General features: G+C 68.6%; 23 protein-coding genes, 1 tRNA gene and 1 other RNA gene. 9 read left to right on the top strand and 16 right to left on the bottom strand.

Annotated features, from left to right (window positions below; all coding sequences use genetic code 11):
- Positions 1-17 precede the first annotated feature (17 nt).
- The 4 genes from M3C17_RS03030 (at position 18) to M3C17_RS03015 (ending at position 1,609) form a co-directional block, all read left to right on the top strand.
- On the top strand, positions 18-470 hold the full coding sequence (locus tag M3C17_RS03030) for an SOS response-associated peptidase (RefSeq protein ID WP_259976173.1): 453 nt from the start codon (positions 18-20) through the stop codon (positions 468-470).
- Positions 471-608: 138 nt separating this feature from the next.
- Complete coding sequence (locus tag M3C17_RS03025; protein WP_259976172.1) at positions 609-947, top strand: ATP-dependent DNA ligase; 339 nt, start codon at positions 609-611, stop codon at positions 945-947.
- A gap of 75 nt (positions 948-1,022) precedes the next feature.
- Entirely contained in the window at positions 1,023-1,289 is a 267-nt protein-coding gene (locus tag M3C17_RS03020; protein WP_259976171.1) for a hypothetical protein, read from the top strand.
- A 44-nt stretch (positions 1,290-1,333) separates the two neighbouring features.
- Positions 1,334-1,609: a hypothetical protein gene (locus M3C17_RS03015; RefSeq protein WP_259976170.1), complete on the top strand. Its 276-nt coding sequence runs from the start codon at positions 1,334-1,336 to the stop codon at positions 1,607-1,609.
- A 176-nt stretch (positions 1,610-1,785) separates the two neighbouring features.
- On the opposite strand, the gene M3C17_RS03010 is transcribed toward M3C17_RS03015, so the two are convergent.
- Positions 1,786-1,858: transfer RNA gene (locus M3C17_RS03010), tRNA-Lys, on the bottom strand.
- A 167-nt stretch (positions 1,859-2,025) separates the two neighbouring features.
- Here M3C17_RS03010 and M3C17_RS03005 point away from each other — a divergent pair.
- The gene (locus M3C17_RS03005) at positions 2,026-2,823 is read left to right on the top strand and encodes an inositol monophosphatase family protein (protein ID WP_259976169.1); all 798 of its coding nucleotides are present in this window, start codon (positions 2,026-2,028) and stop codon (positions 2,821-2,823) included.
- A gap of 233 nt (positions 2,824-3,056) precedes the next feature.
- Entirely contained in the window at positions 3,057-3,416 is a 360-nt protein-coding gene (locus tag M3C17_RS03000) for a hypothetical protein (protein WP_259976168.1), read from the top strand.
- Positions 3,417-3,425: 9 nt separating this feature from the next.
- Here M3C17_RS03000 and M3C17_RS02995 read toward each other — a convergent pair whose 3' ends face one another.
- Positions 3,426-6,290, bottom strand: coding sequence for an HAD-IC family P-type ATPase (locus tag M3C17_RS02995; protein ID WP_259976183.1), 2,865 nt, complete (start codon positions 6,288-6,290; stop codon positions 3,426-3,428).
- Between the two features lie 164 nt (positions 6,291-6,454).
- Here M3C17_RS02995 and M3C17_RS02990 point away from each other — a divergent pair, with 164 nt between their 5' ends.
- Positions 6,455-6,616, top strand: a complete 162-nt coding sequence (locus tag M3C17_RS02990; RefSeq protein ID WP_259976167.1) for a hypothetical protein — start codon at positions 6,455-6,457, stop codon at positions 6,614-6,616.
- Positions 6,617-6,692: 76 nt separating this feature from the next.
- Here the strand turns inward: M3C17_RS02990 and ssrA are convergent.
- Positions 6,693-7,062: a transfer-messenger RNA gene (gene ssrA / locus M3C17_RS02985) on the bottom strand.
- A gap of 141 nt (positions 7,063-7,203) precedes the next feature.
- Between ssrA and M3C17_RS02980 the strand changes: the two genes are divergently transcribed.
- Positions 7,204-7,866: an SIMPL domain-containing protein gene (locus tag M3C17_RS02980; RefSeq protein ID WP_259976166.1), complete on the top strand. Its 663-nt coding sequence runs from the start codon at positions 7,204-7,206 to the stop codon at positions 7,864-7,866.
- 27 nt (positions 7,867-7,893) lie between these two features.
- Here the strand turns inward: M3C17_RS02980 and hflX are convergent, their stop codons facing one another.
- Entirely contained in the window at positions 7,894-9,405 is a 1,512-nt protein-coding gene (hflX, locus tag M3C17_RS02975; protein ID WP_259976165.1) for a GTPase HflX, read from the bottom strand.
- A gap of 67 nt (positions 9,406-9,472) precedes the next feature.
- Between hflX and M3C17_RS02970 the strand changes: the two genes are divergently transcribed.
- On the top strand, positions 9,473-10,114 hold the full coding sequence (locus tag M3C17_RS02970; RefSeq protein ID WP_259976164.1) for a class I SAM-dependent methyltransferase: 642 nt from the start codon (positions 9,473-9,475) through the stop codon (positions 10,112-10,114).
- A 163-nt stretch (positions 10,115-10,277) separates the two neighbouring features.
- Here M3C17_RS02970 and dapF read toward each other — a convergent pair whose 3' ends face one another.
- The 12 genes from dapF to M3C17_RS02910 form a co-directional block, all read right to left on the bottom strand.
- Positions 10,278-11,150 (bottom strand): diaminopimelate epimerase, encoded by an 873-nt coding sequence (dapF, locus tag M3C17_RS02965; RefSeq protein ID WP_259976163.1) that lies wholly within the window; start codon positions 11,148-11,150, stop codon positions 10,278-10,280.
- Between the two features lie 30 nt (positions 11,151-11,180).
- The gene (locus M3C17_RS02960; protein WP_259976162.1) at positions 11,181-11,708 is read right to left on the bottom strand and encodes a dihydrofolate reductase family protein; all 528 of its coding nucleotides are present in this window, start codon (positions 11,706-11,708) and stop codon (positions 11,181-11,183) included.
- A gap of 34 nt (positions 11,709-11,742) precedes the next feature.
- Positions 11,743-12,654, bottom strand: coding sequence for a tRNA (adenosine(37)-N6)-dimethylallyltransferase MiaA (gene miaA / locus M3C17_RS02955; protein WP_259976161.1), 912 nt, complete (start codon positions 12,652-12,654; stop codon positions 11,743-11,745).
- Positions 12,651-14,195 (bottom strand): tRNA (N6-isopentenyl adenosine(37)-C2)-methylthiotransferase MiaB, encoded by a 1,545-nt coding sequence (miaB, locus tag M3C17_RS02950; protein ID WP_259976160.1) that lies wholly within the window; start codon positions 14,193-14,195, stop codon positions 12,651-12,653. The genes miaA and miaB overlap by 4 nt, the downstream gene beginning before the upstream one ends.
- Positions 14,196-14,244: 49 nt before the next feature.
- The gene (locus M3C17_RS02945; protein ID WP_259976159.1) at positions 14,245-15,195 is read right to left on the bottom strand and encodes a regulatory protein RecX; all 951 of its coding nucleotides are present in this window, start codon (positions 15,193-15,195) and stop codon (positions 14,245-14,247) included.
- Positions 15,195-16,244, bottom strand: a complete 1,050-nt coding sequence (gene recA, locus M3C17_RS02940; protein WP_259976158.1) for a recombinase RecA — start codon at positions 16,242-16,244, stop codon at positions 15,195-15,197. Before recA ends, M3C17_RS02945 begins: the two co-directional genes overlap by 1 nt.
- Positions 16,245-16,507: 263 nt before the next feature.
- Positions 16,508-16,732: a DUF3046 domain-containing protein gene (locus M3C17_RS02935; RefSeq protein WP_259976157.1), complete on the bottom strand. Its 225-nt coding sequence runs from the start codon at positions 16,730-16,732 to the stop codon at positions 16,508-16,510.
- An 11-nt stretch (positions 16,733-16,743) separates the two neighbouring features.
- Positions 16,744-17,052, bottom strand: a complete 309-nt coding sequence (locus M3C17_RS02930; protein WP_136036724.1) for a helix-turn-helix domain-containing protein — start codon at positions 17,050-17,052, stop codon at positions 16,744-16,746.
- Positions 17,053-17,193: 141 nt separating this feature from the next.
- The gene (locus M3C17_RS02925) at positions 17,194-17,682 is read right to left on the bottom strand and encodes a CinA family protein (RefSeq protein ID WP_259976156.1); all 489 of its coding nucleotides are present in this window, start codon (positions 17,680-17,682) and stop codon (positions 17,194-17,196) included.
- Positions 17,679-18,254, bottom strand: a complete 576-nt coding sequence (gene pgsA / locus M3C17_RS02920; protein ID WP_259976155.1) for a CDP-diacylglycerol--glycerol-3-phosphate 3-phosphatidyltransferase — start codon at positions 18,252-18,254, stop codon at positions 17,679-17,681. Before pgsA ends, M3C17_RS02925 begins: the two co-directional genes overlap by 4 nt.
- The gene (locus M3C17_RS02915; protein WP_259976154.1) at positions 18,254-20,962 is read right to left on the bottom strand and encodes a DNA translocase FtsK; all 2,709 of its coding nucleotides are present in this window, start codon (positions 20,960-20,962) and stop codon (positions 18,254-18,256) included. Before M3C17_RS02915 ends, pgsA begins: the two co-directional genes overlap by 1 nt.
- A gap of 92 nt (positions 20,963-21,054) precedes the next feature.
- Positions 21,055-22,731, bottom strand: coding sequence for a ribonuclease J (locus M3C17_RS02910; RefSeq protein WP_259976153.1), 1,677 nt, complete (start codon positions 22,729-22,731; stop codon positions 21,055-21,057).
- Positions 22,732-22,759 lie beyond the last annotated feature (28 nt).

The raw sequence follows: 22,759 nt of genomic DNA, 5'->3' as shown, positions 1-22,759 counted from the left end.
GCCGTCTGCTTAGTTCGGTGAAGCTCGCCGCCGGGTTCTGGGCTCCCGCTTTCTCTGCGGCGCGCTGCCTCGTCCCGATGCGCGGCTATTTCGAGTGGACGGGCGAGAAGGGGCACAAAACGCCGCACTTCCTGCATGCCGACGGGCTGCTCGCCGCCGCGGGCCTGACCTGGTCGATGGAGCACGAGGGCGAGCGTGTGCGCTGCTTCGTGGTCGTCACACGGGAGGCGCGGGATGCCAGCGGCGAGGTGCACGACCGGATGCCCGCGTTCCTCACGCCCGACACCTGGGACGCGTGGTTGAGCCCCGAGAAGCTCACGGGTCAGGCGAAGGTCGACACTCTCGCGATGCTCGACCACACCTCGGCGGATGTCGCGGCGACCATCCGCGGTCACATCGTGGATCGGCGCGTGAGCAACACCCGCACGGTCGACCCGTCCGACGCGACGCTCCTCGACCCCGTGGCCTGACCGAGCCAGGGACGCTCCCGGGATCCGCCTGGGGTGTCTCTTTCATCAGAACTGTGTAACTCTGGAGGTATACCACAAAGCGATCACCTTGATCGCGCCTCTTGGCACAGGTTTCCGTGGCGGAACAAGGAGCCTCCAATGGGCAAGTTCATTTACGAGAACAGCGTGAAAGTCGAGATCGAGGATCGCGCGCTGACACACATCCAGCTGGTTATGACCGCGAAGCTGCGGCGCGGTGAGCCGTTCGGCTTCACCTGGCGCGAGGACGCGAGCATCGGCGGCGGACGCACGACCGTGTGGATCCACGCGGGCAGCTCTCTCGTGTACAAGTACCACGGCAGCAGGCAGCCCTCGATCAACAGGGCCTGGGTGGATGCGCTGGCCTTCACCGCGAACTCCCCCACGGGTCTCTACCTCGTACCGGAGCCCGCAGAGCAGGCGTCTCAGGAGCGCGAAGGCATCCTCGCTCCCGCCTGAGTGCCCCTAACACGGGCGAATGAGGCATTCAACCCCTCTTGCCTGGTCGGGGACACCTCAATACCGTGGTCTCCCATGGGGAACACGGACGCGACGACGACGCATATCGAGATCGACGGACACGACTATGTGCTCCCCCGCAGCACCGACGTGGCGGATGTGATGTCCCGCATCGAAGCCGCTGCTCGGTCGGAACCGACGTTCATCGATCTGGCGACCGGGGACAGCCTCACGAGTGTGCTCATCAGCTCGCAGTCTCGCGTGGTGGTGTACCTGCGCCGCGACGACGCGCCACTCGCGCCCCCGATCGATCTGCGCTCCACGCTCGACTGGGACCTCTGAGCTCGCGGACCGCTGAGCTCGCGTTTCACTCCTAGGCTGGAGGGATGCTCATCGCTCTCATCCGTCCTGTCGGCAGCATGACCGCAGAGGTGGTCGGCACGTCGCTCGCAGACGTGAACGCCCAGCTCCTCGCTCAGCGCGAACCCGGATACGTCCTCGCCTCCGCGCCGGTCCGCATGCTCAAGGGCGAGGCGAAGATGGAGGCGACCGGCACGTTCTGGCGCGTCGACGGGGTGGAGCAGATCGAGGCGGAGGACATGGCCGCGCTCGAGGCCAAGGTCCCCGAGGGCTGGCGGATGCTCTCCGTGCGGCGGGCGTGACCCGCATCCGCTCCCGCGCGTTCTTCAGCGATCCGGCGCGGGTTCCCCACCCCGGATGGACCGCCGTGCGTTCAGCACCAGGGCGTGACGGAAGCCGGGACCGGATCGGGTCCCTGGATCTCATGCCGAGCGCGAAAAAGCCCCGGACTCTGGCGAGAGAGTCCGAGGCTTGTCCGTGCACCCCCAGGGACTTGAACCCTGAACCCACTGATTAAGAGTCAGTTGCTCTGCCGATTGAGCTAGAGGTGCGTGGCCCGGGATAACCCCGACCGAGGAATTACATTACCAGCCGATGAGCCGCGGGCGAAATCGGACGCGGCCCGGGCGTGCCCTGCGTCGCTGACGGCATTCCTGGACCCCGGGATCCTGGCCGATGGTCCCTTCGAGCGACTGCTCCCGGCCAGTATCCTGAGACCGTGAGCCCCTCCCCCCACTCCGACGATCTACGCGCGGATCTCGCGCTGGCGCTGCGCCTGGCCGATGCCGCAGACGCGCAGTCGCTGCCACGCTTCGACGCCGCCGATCTGCAGATCTCGACCAAGCCGGACCGCACGCACGTGACCGACGCCGATCTGGCGACGGAACGAGCCATCCGTGCCGTCCTCGAAGCCGAGCGTCCTGATGACGGCGTCTTCGGCGAGGAGTTCGGAGCTCAGGGCAGCACGGCGCGCCAGTGGATCATCGACCCGATCGACGGCACCGCCAACTTCCTGCGTGGCGTTCCGCTCTGGGGCACCATGATCGCCCTCGCGATCGACGGCGTGCCGCGGGTCGGCGTCGTGAGCATGCCGGCGTTGTCGCGCCGCTGGTGGGCGTCGGAAGGCGGAGGCGCCTGGACGGTCCAGGACGGCGCGCACCGCCAGCTGTCGACCTCGCGGGTGGCCGCGCTCGGTGACGCCAGCGTGAGCTTCCAGAGCATCGGTCAGTGGTCCGGTGCAGGCCGCGTGGACACCCTGCTGCGCGTCGCGGACCGCGTGTGGCGCGATCGCGCCTACGGTGACGTGTACTCCTACATGCTTCTCGCGGAAGGCCGCATCGACATGGTCGCCGAGTTCGACGTGAAGGAGTACGACATCGCCGCCGCGGTCGCGATCGTCCGGGAGGCAGGCGGACGGATGACCTCGATCGACGGCGATGAGACGATCTCCGCGCGCTCGACACTCGCCACCAACGGCATCCTCCACGAGGACTTCCTGAGGCTCCTGCACGACTGACACCACACCGAGGCACGCCCATGACCCCCCGCAGCGTTTTCACCGCCCTCGGCGTCGCGGTGCTCGCGGTGGTGCTCAGTGCGTGCGCCGGGCCCGCGACCTCAGCGCCGCCCTCCTCGCCCGCGAGCGCCTCAGCGGAGCCGGAGGCACCGTCCACCTCGTCGCCGGCGCCCGCTGTCGAACAGACCCCGAGGGCGGAGCTCTCCTGCGAGACTATGATCTCCCCTGGCACCGTGGACGCTCTGACCGCCGCGGGCTGGACGGCCCAGCCGAAGGAGTTCGTCGCCGGAGGCGTGAACCTCACCGACGGCCTGCTCTGCTTCTGGGCCGACTACAGCGTCGCGTCCGACCACGGCCAGCTCTACGGGTGGGCACCCATCAGCGACGCCGACGCCGCGAAGGCTCAGGCGGGTCTGCTCGCGGAGGGCTGGCGCCGCGAGGAAGCGCCGGAAGGGGTCTACATCACGGAGGACCCGCAGTTCTCGATGGGAACGGACGAGGACGGCTACGGCATGACCTATCTGTTCGGCGACGGCTGGGTCAAGTTCGCCGACACCCGGCAGAGCGTGGTCCTCGTCGACGTCGCCGGCTGAGCGGCCGCCTCATGGAACGACGTGGCCCATCGAGCTGTCCCGGATGCGGCCGAAGCCTCGTGCCACGGGCGGCGTCCACAGCAGCGTCACGATGAGCGCCGCGACGATGCCGGTGATTCCCGCGCCCCAGTCCCAGCGATCGCTCGCCACCAGGATCAGCACGGAGACCAGGATCGTGAGGCCGAGGAAGAGGGTCAGCATGAGGCGGGACAGCCCGCTTCCCCGCCTGACCCCGGCCGCGACGGCGAGCACCAGCAGTCCGAACAGCGCGATGGACGCCCCGAGGATGGAGTACAGCATCCTCCCCTCGGTCTCTGCGTACCGCGACAGGAAGACCAGGATGCCGAACCCGGTCGCGAGAAGTCCGAACACGGAGGCCAGGATCGACAGCGCGGTCATGATCGCACGCGCGGCGCCGCGCGCCGTGGCCTGCCCCGCCGTCGGTGCCGCCGTGTCGACGAGGGACGGAGGGCCGGACGCGGTCGATGACAGCACCATTCGGTGGATGAGGCGCACGATCTCGATCGCGGCGATCATCACGATGACGATGCCGGTGAGGGCGGAGGCGAGCTCCTCCCCCGGGTCGACGAGCGCGAAGAACTGCCGCGACAGGGGGATCGTGAAGACCGCCACGAGCAGCACGAACATCGCACCGACCACGAGCACCTTGAAGCGGTTCAGGGGCCGCGCCAGGACGGCGAGCACCCAGATGCCGACCACGGCGAGGATCACGGTCGCGCCGGTCCGCAGCTGCTCCTCCGTCACGCCGATGCCCTGTGCCACGAACACGTACCAGGTGAGCCCGGCGGCCACCACGATGCCGGAGGGGATGGCGAACGTGAGCGATCGCCGTAGGAAGCCGGGGTTGTACCGCGACGCGTTGGGCATGAGCGCCAGGAAGAAAGCGGGGATGCCGATGGTCAGGCCGTCCGTGATCGACAGCTGTCGAGGGAGGAAGGGGAACGCGAGCACCAGCACGCCGAAGACGATGGCGAGCATTGTCGCGTAGACCGTCTTGTTGAGGAACAGCATGGACACGCGCTCGATGTTCGCGATGACCTGCCGCCCTTCCGCGACCACATCGGGCAGATGGGAGAATTGTCCGTCCAGCAGCACGAGACGCGCGACCGCCTTCGTCGCCGGCGAGCCCGAGTTCATGGCGATGCCGATGTCCGCGGACTTGATCGCGAGGGCGTCGTTCACGCCGTCCCCTGTCATCGCGACCGTGTGTCCGTGGCTCTGCAGCGCCGTGACCATGCGCTTCTTCTGCTCGGGCGTGACCCGGCCGAAGACGGTCTCGCTGTCCAGGATGTCCGCAAGCGCCGCGTCGTCCTCCGGCAGCTGCCGTGCATCGAAACCCTCCGCCACGTCGAGCCCGACCTCGCGCGCGATCGCGGCAACCGTACGCGGGTTGTCGCCGGAGATGATGCGGATGCCCACCTCCTGCTGCCGGAAGTACTCGAGCGTCTGCGCGGCGTCAGGGCGCACCTGCTCGCGGAAGGTGAGCACCCTGGCCGGCCGCACCGTATCGGGCAGCCGTTCTTCGTCGATGTCCGGCTCCAAAAGCGCGGCCTCGGCGTGACCCAGCACGAGGGTCCGCCTGCCGCTCTCCGCGAGCCCGCTGACCGTGCGTCCGAGCTCGGCGTCCTGTGAGGTGGCCTCTTCGCCGAACACCATCTCCGGCGCGCCCATCACCCACGTCCCCGGAAGCTCGGCGAACGATACCGCGCTCCACTTCCTGGCCGAGGAGAACGGGATGTAGCCGCTCACCGTGAGCGGCGTACGCACCGGGTAGGCCGTGCCCAGCGAGCGCGCCGTCGCGTTCGCGTCCGGTGAGGATGCGTACCAGGCGAGGACGTCTGTGACCCCGTCCTCCGCCATCGCTGAACCACCGAGTGGATGCTCCGCGTCGAAGGCGATCTCTCCCACGGTCAGAGTGCCCGTCTTGTCCAGGCACACGACGTCGACGCGCGCGAGCCCCTCCACGGCGGGGAGCTCGTTCACCAGCACCTGCCGGCGTGCGAGCCGGGACGCTCCGACCGCGAACGCGATGCTCGTCATCAGGACCAGGCCGAGCGGGATCATCGCCGTGAGCGCGGCGACCGTGTTGACCACTGCCTGCTGCCAGGATCCGGTCGTGAAGGCGTCGGCATAGCCGCCCGTGACGATGATCTGCGCGTTGAGGACGAGGAGCCCGACGGGGCCGATGATCCAGCCGACCCACTTCAGCACCCGATCGATCGAGGAGCGCAGCTCGCTCGCGACCAGGGAGAAGCGGCGGGCCTCACCCGCGAAGCGGTTCGCGTACGAGTCCGCGCCCACCCGGACGGCCCGAGCGAGTCCTTCGCCCGCCACGACGACAGCTCCGGAGAGCGCCTCGTCACCGGGTTGCTTCTCCACGGGATCAGACTCGCCCGTGAGCATGGACTCGTCGATCTGGAGTCCGCGCGACTCCACGACACTCGCATCCGCCGGCACCTGCTCACCTGCCCGCAGCACGAGCACGTCGTCGAGCACGACCTCACCCGGCGCGATCTGAACCTCGGCTCCGTCGCGCAGGACTAGGGCGCGTGGCGCGTTCATGAGAGCGAGGCGATCCAGCGCCGCCTTCGCGCGGAACTCCTGCACGCAGCCGATGATCGCGTTCGCGAACGCCGCCAGTCCGAACAGCGCGTCCTGCCAGCGACCGATCACGAAGAGCACGAAGAAGCACGCGAACACGATGCCGTTGAACAGCGTGAGCACGTTCGCACGTACGATGCTCCAAGCGCTGCGGCTGGTGTCGGCGACGAAGGCGTTGCTCTTTCCCGCCGCGACCCGCTCTGCGACCTGCGCGCTCGTGAGCCCGGTGTCATGGATCTGAGGGGTCGTCATCACGACCTCAATATAGGTGGACACGTCGCGCGGCGCAGGGACATGCCGGCATCCGGATGCCGGGTCCACCGTTCCGCGAGCGCCTCCCCAGTCCCTGTCAAGCCGCTGGCCACCGCGCACGGTACCCCGCACACTGGAGGCATCCGTCGACGAAAGGAACGCGCATGGGCAGCGACAGCCACCGCAACGACATCAGCACCGAGCCCTCCCCCGGGCCCGGCGAGAACGACAACCTGGGCGCCGAGGACAACAAGGGGCAGCCGCCGACGGTACCGCCGGCCGACCGCGACGAGGTCGAGGCCGAGGATCCGGACGAGTCCGCCTGAGCTGTACCGCGGTCGAACACGAACGAACCCCCGGCTCCGAGGAGCACGGGGGTTCGTTCCTGTCGTGACAGCGACCTGGTGGAGCTGGGGGGAATCGAACCCCCGTCCAACGCTGAGTCTCCACGCCTTCTCCGGGCGCAGTCTGTGGAAGCGTTCTGCTCGGCTCCGACCTTTGTCACAGACACCTAAGTCGACGAGCCCAGCCTGGGAAGAGTCCCACGTGACGTCCAGACGCCGTCACGCAGCAAGATTCCTAGATGACGCCAGGATCCGTATCGGAATCACATACGGTCTGACGGACTATCGGGCTCGCTTAGGCAGCGAGGGCGAAGTCGTTGCGCTTGGATTCGGCAACTATTGTTTTGCAGAGAGCGTTTACGAGATAACTCTGCATCCTCGGCCCGCTTCTCGTGGATTCACAGGCGCTGTCGAAACCGATCAGCCCCGTGGTCCTTCTCTCGAAGGAGCCGCTGTCACACTGTGGAATTACCATCCTCGGGCTACGAGCACCCGAGCATCACAGGATACAACGTTCTCGGGCCGGTCGCCATTCCGCGGCTCGCCGAGCCCTCGCGTAGAGTCGGCGCATGAGCGAAGTGACTGTCACCGTCCGGGGCGAGCACGAGGCGCGCGTCCTTCCGGAGCGGGCCACCGTCCGTGTCGTCGTCCGTGCTGACGGGCCGGATCGTGCGACCGTCGTGGCGGAGGCGGCGCGGATCGCCGAGCCAGTCCGCGCCACGATCGCAGACCGCGTCGATGCCGGCAGCATCGTCGACTGGAACAGCACGCGCCTGACCGTTCGTGCAGAACGACCGTGGAACAACGAGGGCAGGCGTCTCGCCCCCGTTCACTATGCGAGCGTCGAGTTCACCGCGACGTTCACCGAGGCGTCGGAGCTGTCCCTCTGGGTATCCGAGATCTCGGCGTGGGACGGGGTCGAGGTCGGCGGCGTCGACTGGCACCTCACGTCCGAGACGCGGACACGCCTCGAGCGCGACGTCGCCGCGCAGGCCGTGGCCGTCGCCGTGACACGCGCCGAGACCTATGCTCGCGCGCTGCACCTGAGCCAGGTGACACCGCTGGAGATCGCCGACGTCGGGCTGCTCTCCCCTGGTCAGCCAGGCCCAGGGGCCCCGGTTCTGAAAGCGCGCGGCGCCGCCTTCGCCGCCGATGTCACGCCGGCGATGGAGTACGAACCGGGCGAGATCATCGTCGCGGCGACGGTCGAGGCGCGTTTCCTCGCCCGCTGACACCCGCGCTCCCGGCGTGGGTGCGGCTCACTCGGTGGTGGAGAACGGCGCGAGCTCGGCCGCAAGCCGCTCGGAGACCCTGGCGTGCACCGCTGTGCCGTCCTCCCGGTGCTCGACCGAGAGCAGCATGCCCGTCTCGTGGATCGCCGCCACCAGATCGCCGCGGTCGTACGGGATCACGGCGTGAAGCTCGACGGCCGGCTTCGGAAGCGCCTCTTCGATGGCCGCACGCAGCTCGGTGATGCCCTCGCCGGACCGGGACGAGACGAAGTGCGCTCGCGGCTCGAGGCCGCGCAGCACGAGCCGGTCGTCCTCCCCGATCAGGTCCGCCTTGTTGAACACGACCAGTTCGGGGAGATCGCGCACCCCGACATCGCCCATCACATCGCGCACGGTCTGCAGCTGGCCGGCCGGGTCGGGATGGGATCCGTCGACGACGTGCAGCACGACATCCGCGTCGCCGACCTCCTCCAGTGTGGAACGGAACGCCTCGACCAGCTGGTGCGGGAGGTTGCGCACGAACCCGACCGTGTCGGTCAGCGTGTAGACGCGACCGTCCTCGGTCTCCGACCGCCGCACGGTCGCATCGAGCGTCGCGAAGAGCGCATTCTCGACGAGGACGCCCGCGCTCGTCAGCGCGTTGAGGAGGCTCGACTTGCCGGCGTTCGTGTACCCGGCGATCGCCACCGACGGGATGGTGTTGCGCCTGCGTTCGGCGCGCTTCGCCTCGCGGGCCGGAGCGAAGTCCCGGATCTGCCTGCGCAGCAGGGCCATCTTGGTGCGGATGCGACGCCGGTCGAGCTCGATCTTCGTCTCACCGGGACCGCGCGACCCCATGCCGGCACCCCCCGCGCCGACCTGCCCACCAGCCTGTCGGCTCATGGATTCGCCCCACCCGCGAAGCCGCGGGAGCAGGTACTCCAACTGGGCGAGTTCGACCTGCGCCTTGCCCTCACGGCTCTTCGCGTGCTGGCTGAAGATGTCGAGAATCACGGTCGTGCGGTCGATCACCTTGACCTTCACGACGTCCTCCAGCGCGCGACGCTGACTCGGCGCGAGCTCGGTGTCGGCGATCACGGTGTCGGCGCCGACGGCGGCGACGATGTCCTTCAGCTCCTGGGCCTTGCCGCGCCCGAGATAGGTGGCAGCATCGGGGTGCGGGCGACGCTGCAACACGCCGTCGAGCACCACCGCACCCGCGGTCTCCGCCAGCGCCGCCAGCTCGCGCAGCGAGTTCTCCGCGTCCTCCTGTGCGCCCTGCGGGTACACACCCACGAGAACCACGTTCTCCAGTCGGAGCTGCCGATACTCGACCTCGGTGACGTCCTCCAGCTCGGTCGAGAGACCCGCGACACGTCGCAGCGCATGCCGATCCTCGAGATCCCACTGCTCGCCGTCGCTCGTGGAGTGGGCGGCTGTGGCTTCGTCCTGCAGCGCTTGCGCCGCACCGAACACCCGGACTTCGGAGCGCTTCTCGGCATTCGCGAGCACGCGGTCGATCGACTGGTCTTCGGTCGAGGGGGTTGTCGTCTCCGTCATCCGTTCCTGTTCTCTGGTTTCCTAGCGAGCCTTAACCTTAGCCCGCGCCGTCCGGTACGCTCACCGTATGGGGTCCGACCACTATTTCACTGCGGCCCCGGCAAGCCCCGAGAACCTGCGTACGCTTCGCGTATCCCTCGCAGGCCGCGAGCTGGAACTGACCACGGCCGGTGGCGTCTTCAGCCCGGATCGACTGGATGCCGGCACTGCAGTCCTCCTCGCCAACACGCCCCCCGTTCCTCCGGGGGGCAATCTGCTGGACCTCGGCAGCGGCTGGGGTCCCATCACGCTGTCCATGGCCCTGGCGTCCCCGCACGCGACCGTCTGGGCGGTCGACGTGAACGAACGGGCTCTGGATCTCGTGCGCCGAAATGCAGCGGCGCTCGGGCTCACCAATGTCAACGCCGTACTGCCCGATGATGTTCCCTCGGACGTGACATTCCGCACGATCCGCTCGAATCCGCCCATCCGCGTGGGGAAGAACGAACTCCACGGGCTCCTGGAGCGCTGGATCCCTCGGCTGGACGAGCGAAGCGACGCCTGGCTCGTCGTCCAGCGCAACCTCGGTGCCGACTCGCTGCAGCGATGGATCGGCGCGACGTTCCAGCCTGGCTTCAGCGTCTTCCGCACCGCGACGGGTAAGGGCTATCGCATCCTGAAGGTCCGCAAGCACGGCACACCGCCCACCGAGCCGATCACGGTGGTCTGATCGGGCCCCCTCCCCCGACGCGCCAGTCTCCGAGTTGGTGGTCGCCGTGCCACCGGGCACGGGTGCCGCGGCCGGCCGCGGGGCGGAGGCGTGCCTGTCGCCGCGTCGCGGAACGCGGAGGGCCGGCCCGGGGCCCGACGGTCCCCCTCGACCCGCTGTGGCGTCAGGCCAGGTCGACCTCGCCCTGGAACACGAGCTGCGCGGGTCCGGACAGCGCCACGTGCTCACCCTCCTCCGTCGGGAACATGCGCACCGCGAGCGTGCCACCCGGCACCTCGACCTGCCAGTTGTCCGGAGCCTGCGCGCCCGCCCAGTACCGGACGGCGAGTGCGGTCGCCGCGACCCCGGTCCCGCAGCTGAGAGTCTCACCCACTCCGCGCTCGGACACGCGCATGCGCACATGGCCCACCCCATCACGCACGAGGGGCTCTCCCGGGACCACGAACTCCACGTTCGCTCCGGCAGGAGGCGCGGGATCGAGATCGGGAGCGCGCGTCAGTTCGAGGAGCGCCAGCTCGGCTTCTGACGCGAGCGCCACCACGACGTGCGGGTTGCCCACGTCGATGCCGAGGCCGGGACGCGTGACCGTGAGCCCGTCGGCACGCACCAACGGCTCCCCGCCCGCGAGCCGCCAGGCCCCGAGATCGACCTGGTAGCCGTTCGCGCTGGCCGTCACATCTCGCACGCCGGCTCTGGTGCCGATCGGGAGGGTGGCTCCGTGCTCGATCACGGCGAGACCAGAGCGGACCAGGTAATGCGCGAACACGCGGATTCCGTTGCCGCACATCTCGGCGATCGAGCCGTCGGCGTTGCGGTAGTCCATGAACCACTCGGCGAGGGGCTCCTCGGCGAGGGCGGCGGCACCCTCGGGGATGGCCGAGGAGCGCACGACCCGAAGAACACCATCAGCGCCGATGCCGAAGTGGCGGTCGCAGAGCACGGCCACCTGCTCTTCAGTGAGCTCGAGCTGGCCGTCGGGGTCGGCGATGATGATGAAGTCATTGCCCGTGCCGTGCCCCTTGGTGAATGCGACCATGCCCCCAGTGTAGGGATGCCTGCGCGGCTCTCAGCGCCGGAGCACCCGATACCGCCCGCAGAGGAAGCTGCCGTTGCGGGCGAACTCCAGGAGCTCGAGGTCGAGGCGTCGCGGAAGCAGCGGGGCCCCGGAGCCGAGCGTCACCGGCGCGTATTGCACCCACACCTCGTCGAGCAGACCGGCATCGGCGAACTGTCCGGCCACGTCGCCGCCGCCGACCACCCAGACGTCCTTCCCCTGAGCAGCCGCGACGAGCGCGGGATGCACCTCCGCGACGGAACCGCTCGCAAGCCGCACGTCTGCCCCGTCGGGAAGAGCGAGGTCCCGGTGCGTGAGAACCCAGGTGGGCTGGGTGTATCCCCACACACCCTCCTCGTGACGCATCACCCATTCGAAGGTGGAGGCACCCATCACGAGCGCGCCGATGGTCTTCTCGAAGCCTGGGTATGCCATCGGCCCTTCGAGATCGATGTCCTGGCTCAACAGCCAGTCCAGAGAGTGCTCGGCGGTGGCGATGAAGCCGTCGAGGCTGGATGCGGTGTAGAAGTGCGTGGCCATGTGCGCAGTCTGGCAGGGGCCACCGACACCGTCGTCAGTCGGCGAGCAGACGCTCGGGGTCCACCGGCGGTTCCTGCCACTCGATCTCCGGGTAGCGCTTGAACCAGGAGACCTGTCGCCGCGCATATCGCCGTGTGAGCGCGCGGGTCTCCGCGATCGCCTCGTCCTGCGTGAGCCTGCCGTCGAGCTGCCCGAGCGCCTGCGCATAGCCGATCGCGCGGCTCGCCGTGCCGCCGTTCTCGAGGCCGGCGCCTCGCAGCCCTTCGACCTCGGCGAGCAGCCCGGCGTCCCACATCCGCTGCACCCGGGCATCGAGCCGCTCGACCAGCTCGCTGCGATCGACCTGCAGCCCGATCACCCGGGAGGCGGACTGCCACAACGTCGGCGTCTCGGGAAGTGCGGCCCCGTGCGTGGCGCTTCCCTGCTCGACGACCTCCAATGCGCGCACCACGCGCCGCCCGTTGCGCGGGTCCACGCGAGCGGCCGTCACCGGGTCGAGTTCCCGCAGCCGGTCCAGGAGCGGCGCCGTCCCCTCGGCCGCGAGCTGCTCCTCGAGACGTCGACGGATCTCGGGGTCGCGGGGCGGGAATCGGAACTCGTACAGCACGCTGGACACGTACAGTCCGGAGCCGCCCACCAGGATCGCGTCGCCTCCGCGGGCCTGGATGTCGGTGACAGCGGCGCGCGCGAGAGGCTGATACCAGGCCACGGCGGCGTCCGTGCTGACATCGCAGACGTCGAGCAGATGATGCGGGATCCCGCGCCTCTCTGCGAGGGGCAGCTTCGCCGTCCCGATGTCCATGCCGCGGTACACCTGCATGGCGTCGGCGTTCACGATCTCCGCCGGGTTGCCTCGGCGTCGCAGTGCCTCGGCGAGATCGAGGGCGAGGTCGCTCTTCCCCGTCCCCGTGGCCCCGACGACGGCCCAGAGTCGAGGAGCGGTCACACGCCGACGCGGAGAGACGGGAGGCCCAGCGACACGGCCTTCGGCGCACCGGAGCCGGGTGCCGGCACCGCGCAGGACTCGGACTGCGAGCGATTCCAGGCGTCTCCGCCGCGAGTCCGCCGGATCCGCAGCGGCGCGCCGGTCGGATCGTCGGCGAGCAGATGGAACGGCGCGGCGTGCGTGACCGTGACCGTGACGACATCGCCAGGGCGCGGAAGCTCGGAGCCCGGGGTGACCTCGAAGTGCACCAGACGGTGGTCTTCCGCACGACCGGTGAGGCGGTGCGTCTCGGCGTCCTTCTTGCCCTCGCCGGTGGAGACGAGCACTTCGATCTCGCGGCCGACCTGCTTCTGGTTCTCCTCGAGCGAGATGCGCTCCTGGAGTGCGATCAGTCGGTCGTATCGCGCCTGGACGACGGCCTTGGGAACCTGGTCCTGCATGGTCGCGGCCGGCGTGCCCTCGCGGATGGAGTACTGGAACGTGAAGGCGCCGGAGAACCGCGACTGCTCGACGACGCGCATCGTCTCCTCGAAGTCCTCCTCGGTCTCGCCCGGGAATCCGACGATGATGTCGGTGGTGATCGCGGCGTGCGGAATGCGCTCACGCACGCGATCCAGGATCCCCAGGAAGCGTTCACTGCGGTACGAGCGCCGCATGGCTCGCAGGATGCGGTCGCTGCCAGACTGCAGGGGCATGTGCAGCTGCGGCATGACGCTCGGCGTCTCCGCCATGGCATCGATGACGTCATCGGTGAAGGCGGCCGGATGCGGGCTGGTGAAGCGGATCCGCTCCAGACCTTCGATCTCCCCCGCCGCGCGCAGCAGCTTGCCGAACGCCTGGCGGTCGCCGAATTCCACGCCGTAGGAGTTGACGTTCTGCCCGAGCAGCGTCACCTCGATCGCGCCGTCCTCGACGAGTAGACGGATCTCGTTCAGGATGTCGCCGGGGCGCCGGTCCTTCTCCTTGCCGCGGAGGCTGGGGACGATGCAGAACGTGCAGGTGTTGTTGCACCCGACCGAGATCGAGACCCAGCCGCTGTGCGCCGACTCGCGCTTGGTCGGCAGCGTGGACGGGAAGACCTCCAGCGACTCCAGGATCTCCAGCTCGGCGTCGCCGTTGTGACGCGCTCGTTCGAGCAGCCCGGGGAGCGAACCCATATTGTGGGTGCCGAACACCACGTCGACCCACGGTGCCTTGTCGAGCACCGCCTGCTTGTCCATCTGGGCCAGGCAGCCGCCGACCGCGATCTGCATCCCGGCCTTGCGTCGCTTCACGGCGGCGAGGTGGCCGAGGGTCCCGTAGAGCTTGCCCGCCGCATTGTCGCGCACGGCACACGTGTTGATGATGACGACGTCGGCCTCGGCGCCTGCCGCAGCGCGCACGTACCCCGCGCTCTCGAGCGACCCGGACAGACGCTCCGAGTCGTGCACGTTCATCTGGCACCCGAAGGTGCGCACTTCATAGGATCGCTGACGCCCGTCTTCATCGACGGCGGCCGACGAGGCGGAGATGATCGTCGGTTCGCTACGGGGAATGCTCATGATGTCTCCATTGTACGAGCCGTATCCCTGCGATCGGTCGGCGGCGCCGTCAGTCGGAGTCGACGAAGCGAACCCCGGACGCGCCCCCACCGAACGAAGCCTCGCGCAGCGCCGTCTTGGCCGCATTCGTCGCGACGGAACCTCCGTAGCCGCGACGGGCCAGCTGCCCGAGCAGACGTCGCAGAGCCGTATCGGGATCGAGTCTGCTCAAGGAACGCGCCTTCGTGCGTGCGAATTCCAGCGCGCGCTCGGCGTCGTCATCGGGAAGCTCGTCGAGCGCCGCCTGGATGACCTCACGCGGGATGCCACGCTGTGCCAGAGCGCGAGAGAGTGCGACGCGCCCCTGTCCTTTGCGCTCGACGCCCGCGGTGACCAGCATCTCCGCCAGAACCGTGTCATCGAGGTAGCCGCGGCGACAGAAGTCATCCGTCACATCGTCGATCGCCGCGGCATCCAGCCCGTGCCCCTTCAGCACGAGCCGCGCTTCCGATACCGAGAGCGAACGCGCCCTGAGTTTCCGCAGCAGGGACTCCTCCGCGGTCGAGCGGATGTCGTCGAGGCTGGGCGTGGGCGCGGAGACGCCGCCCTCGTCGGGCGCCGCATCCGCCCGCGCCGGCTCGCCGAGCACGCGCAGGCGCGGCGTACGCCCGGCTGAGCCCACCCGACCCCCTCCCCCGCGGGCGGGGTGGCGCTCGCTTGGAGTACCGACGTCCGCACCCGCACCCGCACGACGCCCGTGGTCGCCGTGCACCGCCTGACCGGGTGCAGCGTCATGCCACGTGGAGCGCCAGAGAGCGGCGTCACCCGAGGAAGACGCCCGCGCCTGCCCCGGGCTCATGGCACTGGGCTGCGTGTCGGTCGGCGGGTCGGTGCGCGGGACGGTCGTCGCGTCGCCGTCCGCGTGGTCCCGCGCGGCCGCTGGACCACCCGCTGCATGACTGCCGAAAAGAGGAATGATGGGGGCGATCCGCTCGGCATCGCCCCCACGCTGCTCAGACATCAGGCCGGGCGACGCTCGGCCAGCTCATCGGCCGCCGGAGCTGCCGCAGACTGCGCCCCGATACCGAGCTTCTGCTTGATCTGGGTCTCGATCGCCAGAGCGATGTCCGGGTTGTTGAGCAGGAACGTCCGCGCGTTCTCCTTGCCCTGACCCAGCTGATCGCCGTCGTAGGTGTACCACGACCCGGACTTCTTGACGATGCCGTGTTCGACCCCGAAATCGATCAGGCTGCCCTCGCGAGAGATGCCGACGCCGTAGAGGATGTCGAACTCCGCCTGCTTGAAGGGCGGCGCCATCTTGTTCTTCACGATCTTGACGCGCGTGCGGTTTCCGACGGCGTCCGTCCCGTCCTTGAGGGTCTCGATACGACGGATGTCCATTCGAACGGACGCGTAGAACTTCAGCGCCTTTCCACCCGCGGTCGTCTCGGGCGAGCCGAAGAACACGCCGATCTTCTCGCGAAGCTGGTTGATGAAGATCATGGTGGTGTTGGTCTGGTTGAGACCACCCGTGAGCTTCCGCAGCGCCTGAGACATCAGGCGTGCCTGCAGACCCACGTGCGAGTCGCCCATCTCGCCCTCGATCTCGGCACGCGGCACGAGCGCTGCGACCGAGTCGACGACGATGAGGTCGATCGCCCCGGAACGCACGAGCATGTCGGCGATCTCGAGTGCCTGCTCACCCGTGTCGGGCTGCGACACCAGGAGAGCGTCGATGTCGACGCCGAGCTTGGCGGCGTAGTCGGGGTCCAGAGCATGCTCTGCATCGATGAAGGCGGCGATTCCACCAGCGCGCTGCGCATTGGCGATCGCGTGAAGCGTGAGAGTGGTCTTACCCGAGGACTCCGGGCCGTAGATCTCGACGATGCGTCCACGCGGCAGTCCGCCGACGCCGAGGGCGACGTCGAGGGCGATGGAGCCCGTGGGGATCACCGCCACCGGGGCGCGCTCATCGCTGCCCAGCCGCATGACCGAGCCCTTTCCGAACTGGCGATCGATCTGTGCGAGGGCGGTCTCGAGGGACTTCTCGCGGTCAGCGGGTGATGGCATGGCGTGCTCCTTCTGCGCGTGTGATGCCGCCTGTAGGCTGTCGCGGCTCTTCCGGTTGGAAGGAACTCTCCGACAAGGCGTGTGGCTCTTCGGCCTGATCCTCACGCTAGAGCGGGCCACCGACATTCGAGCTGATGAGCCGCGGCACGCGACGACCGGAGCGTCGTAACCACTTGTGCAGAAGACTACGCCCGTTCGAACAGATTTTCGAGGACGCGGCGCGCGCGGCGTGTCGACATCCGCACAGGCCGGACGCCGTTGAGTCAGCGAGCGCGGGGCTCCAACCGGCCGACACCATGACGTCGGGAGTCGGGGACGTCCATCTCCTCGCACAGCGCGAGCCAGATCTCACGAGGAGGGACGCCGGCGGCGAGAGCCTCGAGCGCCGTACGGTTTCCCACCGAAGCGAGAACCAGGTCGTTCACGAGGGACGTACCGCGCGCCTGGAACTCCGCTTCGACGGCGCGCAGGAATTCGCTTCGACGCATCCGAACACGGCTCAGTGAAGCGAGAGCTCGGGCTCGACCGAAGCGACGAGGTCGTCGGGGACGACGTCCGGGAAGACCTGGATGCCCTCGAGCACCGAGATGCGGTCGCCCACCTCGCGCATGATCGTGGAGATGGGTACATCGAGAGCCTCAGCGACCGAAGCGAGGATCTCGCTCGATGCCTCCTTCTGCCCTCGCTCGACCTCACTGAGATAGCCGAGAGCGACGGACGCCTTGCTTGCGACCTGCCGGAGGGTGCGCCCCTTCTGCAGGCGGAAGTCCCTGAGCACATCGCCGATTTCCTGCCGGACAAGAATCATCGGAACCTCCTCCCCGTGTGATCGATCGAGGCTTCCCTCGAAGAGACAGCCAGTCTAGCCCTCCTGGCCTGCACAGAATCTACCCTTGCACTCTGTGGTTTGAATGTGAGCACATCTGACTCAACCGCGACCGCCCCGCTGCTATTCCCCCGCGGCGTCGGCGAGCATCCCGAGGAGCGCCACGACAGTCTGCGACCTCACCGCTGCACGGTCGCCGTCGAACAGGAACGCGCGGGAGGTGACGTCGAGCGGTGTGGCGATGCCGATGTGCACCGTGCCCACCGGCTGACCGTCCGGTGACTCCGGCCCCGCGATGCCGGTCGTGGAGACCCCCACGTCGGCCGCCCGGCCGTCGACGGCGACGGCACGGCGCACGCCGTCCGCCATCTGCCGAGCGACATCAGGGTGCACCGGGCCGTGCTCGGCGAGGAGCTGCGCATCGACGCCGAGGAGCGTGTGCTTGACGGGAGTGGCATAGGCGACGACCCCGCCCTGCAGAACGGCGGAAGCACCGGGCACGTCGACCAGCGCAGCGCAGACGGCACCGCCGGTGAGCGACTCCGCGACGCCCAGGCTCCAGCCGCGAGCGCGCAGTCGCGTCAACGCCGCCTCGGCCGCCGGCGCGCTCATGGCCGCTGTCGGGAGCCGCGCACCTGGGCGGCGACGTAGTCGATGCCGCTGGCGACGGTGAGGATCAGCACGATCACCATCAGCAGGAAGGTCACGAACGTCCACGCGCCGAGCCCGATGAACTCGTGCAGCGGCAAAAGCGCCCAGCCGAGCGCCACCCCCTGGAACGCCGTCTTGATCTTGCCCATCCACGCCGCCGCCACGACGTGCTCGCTGGCGACCATGAGGCGATGGATCGTGATCCCCCACTCGCGCACCAGGATCACGACGACGATCAACCAGCCGACCTCGCCGAGGATCGCGAGACCGATGAAACCCGCACCCGTCAGCAGCTTGTCCGCGATCGGGTCCCACAGCTTGCCGAAGTCGCTGACGATGTCATACCGCCGAGCCAGGTACCCGTCGACCCAGTCGGTGGAGATCGCGAGGATGAACAGGATCGCGGCGGACCAGCGCAGCGCCGGCTCGGGGATCCCGTACGTGCCGCCCATCATCAGCAGCACGAAGAACACCACCGCCAGCGGGATACGGGCGACGGTGATCGCGTTGGGCAGCTGCCGTGGGATCGCCATCAGTCGCGCCCCGTCAGGCCCCAGGCGTCTTCGTCGCCCTCGGCCTCCACCACGGGGAGCCCGTCGTACTGCGCCTCGAGCGGATCGCGTTCGGCACCGTCCGACCCCGCCAGCGGTGCCGCAGAAGCCGCGGGCGCCGCCGGGGCGTCCTCGCCGCGCAGCTTCGCCATCACCTGGGGAAGCTGCTCCGGCGTCGCGAGCACATCACGCGCCTTCGATCCCTCGGACGGGCCGACGACCTCACGCGACTCGAGGAGGTCCATGAGTCGACCGGCCTTGGCGAAACCGACGCGCAGCTTGCGCTGCAGCATGGAGGTCGAGCCGAACTGCGAGGAGACGATCAGCTCGGCCGCGGCGAGGAGAAGCTCGAGGTCGTCGCCGATGTCCTCGTCGACCTCCTTCTTCTTGCTGGGCTCCATCGCCTCCTGCACGTCCGCGCGATACTCCGGACGAGCCTGGCGCGTCACGTGCTTGACGACCGCGTCGATCTCCTTCTCGTCGACCCACGCACCCTGCAGGCGGAACGGCTTCGACGACCCCATCGGCGAGAACAGCGCATCACCCTGGCCGATCAGCTTGTCGGCGCCGGGGCTGTCCAGGATCACGCGGCTGTCGGTCACGCTCGTCACGGCGAACGCGAGACGCGACGGCACGTTTGCCTTGATGAGACCCGTCACGACATCGACGCTGGGGCGCTGCGTGGCGAGCACCAGGTGGATCCCGGAGGCGCGCGCCAGCTGTGTGATGCGGACGATCGAATCCTCGACGTCACGCGGGGCGACCATCATGAGGTCGGCGAGCTCGTCGACCACGACCAGCAGATACGGGTACGGCTTCAGCACCCGCTCGCTGCCGACGGGAACCTCGACCTCCCCCGCACGCACCGCACGGTTGAAGTCGTCGATGTGGCGGAACCCGAACGACGCCAGGTCGTCGTACCGCATGTCCATCTCCTTCACGACCCACTGCAGCGCTTCCGCCGCCTTCTTGGGGTTCGTGATGATCGGCGTGATCAGATGCGGCACACCCGCGTAGCTCGTGAGCTCCACGCGCTTCGGGTCGATCAGCACCATGCGCACGTCGGACGGACGGGCCCGCATCAACAGGCTCGTGATCATCGAGTTGACGAAGCTGGACTTACCGGAGCCCGTGGAACCGGCGACGAGGAGGTGCGGCATCTTGGCCAGGTTCGCGACGACGAAGTTGCCGCCGACGTCCTTGCCGACACCGATCGTGAGCGGATGCGTGCTCTTGAGCGCGGCCTGCGAACGCAGCACGTCACCGAGCGCGACCGTCTCCCGATCGGTGTTCGGGATCTCGATGCCGATCGCGCTCTTGCCGGGGATCGGCGAGAGGATGCGCACGTCGTTCGAGGCGACCGCGTAGGCGAAGTTGTTGCTGAGCTGGAGGATCTTCTCGACCTTGACGCCGTGGCCGACCTCGACCTCGTACTGCGTGACGGTCGGCCCGCGGGAGAAGCCCGTGACCTTGGCGTCGACCTTGAACTGGTCGAGGACACTGGTGATCTGCTCGACGATGCGGTCGTTGGCCTCGGAGCGTGCGACGGACGGCGGGCCCTCGGCCAGGACACCGGGCGACGGCAGGATGTACGGCGCAGCCGGCGCCTGGGGACCGCGGTCGCCCGGCCCGTCGGTGCCGAAGCCGTCCAGACCCGGAAGCTCGGGCATCTCGCCCGTGTCGGACTCGTCGTCGAGGAGCGCCGTCGACTGCTGCTCGGCCAGCGAGTCGGCGATCGAGCGCACGTCCGAGAGCACCTCGGTCGCCGCATCCGACGGCGTGGCGACCGTGACCGCCTGGTCGTAGGCCGGTGTCGGCTCGTTCGTGGACAGCAGCGCGGTGATGTCGTCGGACCCGAGCGTGCCCTCGTCGGGGTCTTCCTCGCGTCCCGTCTTGTTGCGACGCCACCAGGGCAGCACATCCGGGTCGTCGGTCTTGTCGGCCTCGTCGATCGCCGCGGTTTCCTTGACAGGCTTCTCCGGGCGCTCCGCATCGAACATCCACGCGTACAGATCTCCCAACCGGGAGCCGATGCGGTTCGGCGGCGTCTTGGTGAGGATCAGGATGCTGAGCGCGGCGAGAAGCCCCAGGACGATGTAGGCGGGGATGTCGGTGAGATACGTCAGCGGCTGGCCGATGAGCCAGCCGAGCACGCCGCCTGCGGCACTGACAGCAGCAGGCCCTTCGCTCGGGTTGGGCCGCGGTCCGGCGAGGTGGGAGACCCCTGCAATGGCAACAACGAAGAGACCGAACCCGATTCCGATACGCCCGTTGTCGTGCACGGAGGACGGGTGCCGGAACAGCCAGCCAGCGAGCAACAGCAACAGGACCGGCATGATGAACGCCACACGCCCGACCAGCAGGCCTACTGAGAAGGCACTGACGTTGGTGGCGACCTCGTTGCCGATGAAGAACCACTCGTTCAGCGCCCCGAGAACGGCCAAGATCACCAGCAGGAAGGGGAAGCCGTCGCGACGATCGTCTTTCTCCAGCGTCTCCGGGCCGAAGGCGCGGAAGAGTCCGCCGACCCCGTGCGCCAGCCCGACCCAGGCGCGAACGGCGACCGGTGCCTTGTCCGCCTGGTCGATGTACTTCTTGGGAGCCGGCGGGGACTTGGGAGCCGACTGCCGTTTCGGGCGCGACGGCGCGCTCGTCGAGGCGCGCTCGGTCTTGGTGCTGCTCCTGGCCATGCCTCCACGCTACGGCCAGGAGCCGACATCGCCGCGTCACCACGCGGAATCCGGACGATCCCGGCGGCGACGGGCGGCCACGATCGCGGGTTTCAGGCCTCGATGACGAGGGGCACGATCATCGGCCGGCGACGCAGCTTCTGGTTCACCCAGCGCCCGATCGTGCGACGGACCACCTGCGACAGCGCGTGCGTGTCGCGGACGCCGTTCCCGGAGGCCTCCTTGAGCGCGGCGACGATCTTCGGGGCCACGTCATCGAACACGGAGTCGTCTTCGGCGACGCCGCGGGCGTGGATCTCCGGGCCCGAGATGATGCGGCCGGTCGCGGCGTCCACCACGACGATGACCGAGATGAAGCCCTCCTCACCCAGGATCCGGCGGTCCTTGAGGTCGGCGTCCGTGATCTCCCCGACGGTCGAGCCGTCCACGTACACGAACCCGAGGTCGAGCTGCCCGACGACACGGGCGACACCGTCGCTGAGGTCGATCACGGTGCCGTTCGAGGCGATGATCGTGTTCTCCTCGTCGATGCCCGTGTCCTGCGCGAGCTTGGCGTTCGCGATCAGGTGACGGTACTCGCCGTGCACCGGCAGCACGTTCTTCGGCTTCAGGATGTTGTAGCAGTACAGCAGCTCGCCGGCCGCCGCGTGGCCCGACACGTGCACGCGTGCGTTGGCCTTGTGCACGACATTCGCGCCCAGCTTGGTGAGACCGTCGATGACCCGGTAGACGGCGTTCTCGTTGCCCGGGATGAGGCTCGACGCGAGGATCACGGTGTCGCCCTCGCTCACCTCGATCGCGTGGTCGAGGTTCGCCATCCGGCTCAGCACGGCCATCGGCTCGCCCTGCGACCCCGTGGACATGTAGACGATCTGCTCGTCGGGCAGATCGCGGGCCTTCTTGAAGTCGATCAGCACGCCGGCGGGAACCTTGAGGTACCCGAGCTGCTCGGCGATCGTCATGTTGCGCACCATGCTCCGGCCGAGGAAGGCGACGCGACGACCGTGCGCGTGCGCGGCATCGATGACCTGCTGCACACGGTGCACGTGGCTGGAGAAGCTCGCCACGATCACCCGGCGCGGCGCCTTGCCGATCACCTGGTCGAGGACCGGACCGATCGAGCGCTCCGTCGGCGTGAACCCGGGAACATCGGCGTTGGTGGAGTCGACCAGGAAGAGGTCGACGCCCTCCTCGCCCAGGCGGGAGAAGGCGCGCAGGTCCGTGATGCGGCCGTCGAGCGGCAGCTGGTCCATCTTGAAGTCGCCGGTGGCCAGCGCCATGCCGGCGGGTGTGCGGATCGCGACAGCCAGGGCGTCGGGGATGGAGTGGTTGACCGCGACGAACTCGAGGTCGAACGGACCGACGCGCTCCTCCTGGCCCTCCTTGACCGTGAGGGTGAAGGCCTTGATCCGGTGCTCCTTGAGCTTCGCCTCGACCAGCGCGAGCGTGAGCCCGGAGCCGATCAGCGGGATGTCGCTCTTCAGACGCAGCAGGTAGGGCACCGCTCCGATGTGATCCTCGTGGCCGTGCGTGAGCACCACGCCGACGATGTCGTCGAGCCGGTCGCGGATCGGCTCGAAGTCGGGGAGGATCAGGTCGACGCCGGGCTGGTGCTCCTCGGGGAACAGCACGCCGCAGTCGACGATGAGGATCTTGCCGCCGAACTCGAACACGGTCATGTTCCGACCGATCTCGCCGAGACCGCCGATGGGGATGACCCGCAGCGTCCCTTCGTCGAGCGCGGGCGGTTCTTCCAGGGGAATGGACATGCTGTCTCCTCAGTCGGACACTTCGCGC

It is taken from the genome of Microbacterium sp. p3-SID336 (genome assembly GCF_025143365.1).
In the GTDB taxonomy this organism is placed as follows: Bacteria; Actinomycetota; Actinomycetes; order Actinomycetales; family Microbacteriaceae; genus Microbacterium.
The sequence above is the reverse complement of the archived record's forward strand: the minus strand, read 5'-3'. Positions and strand labels throughout refer to the sequence as shown.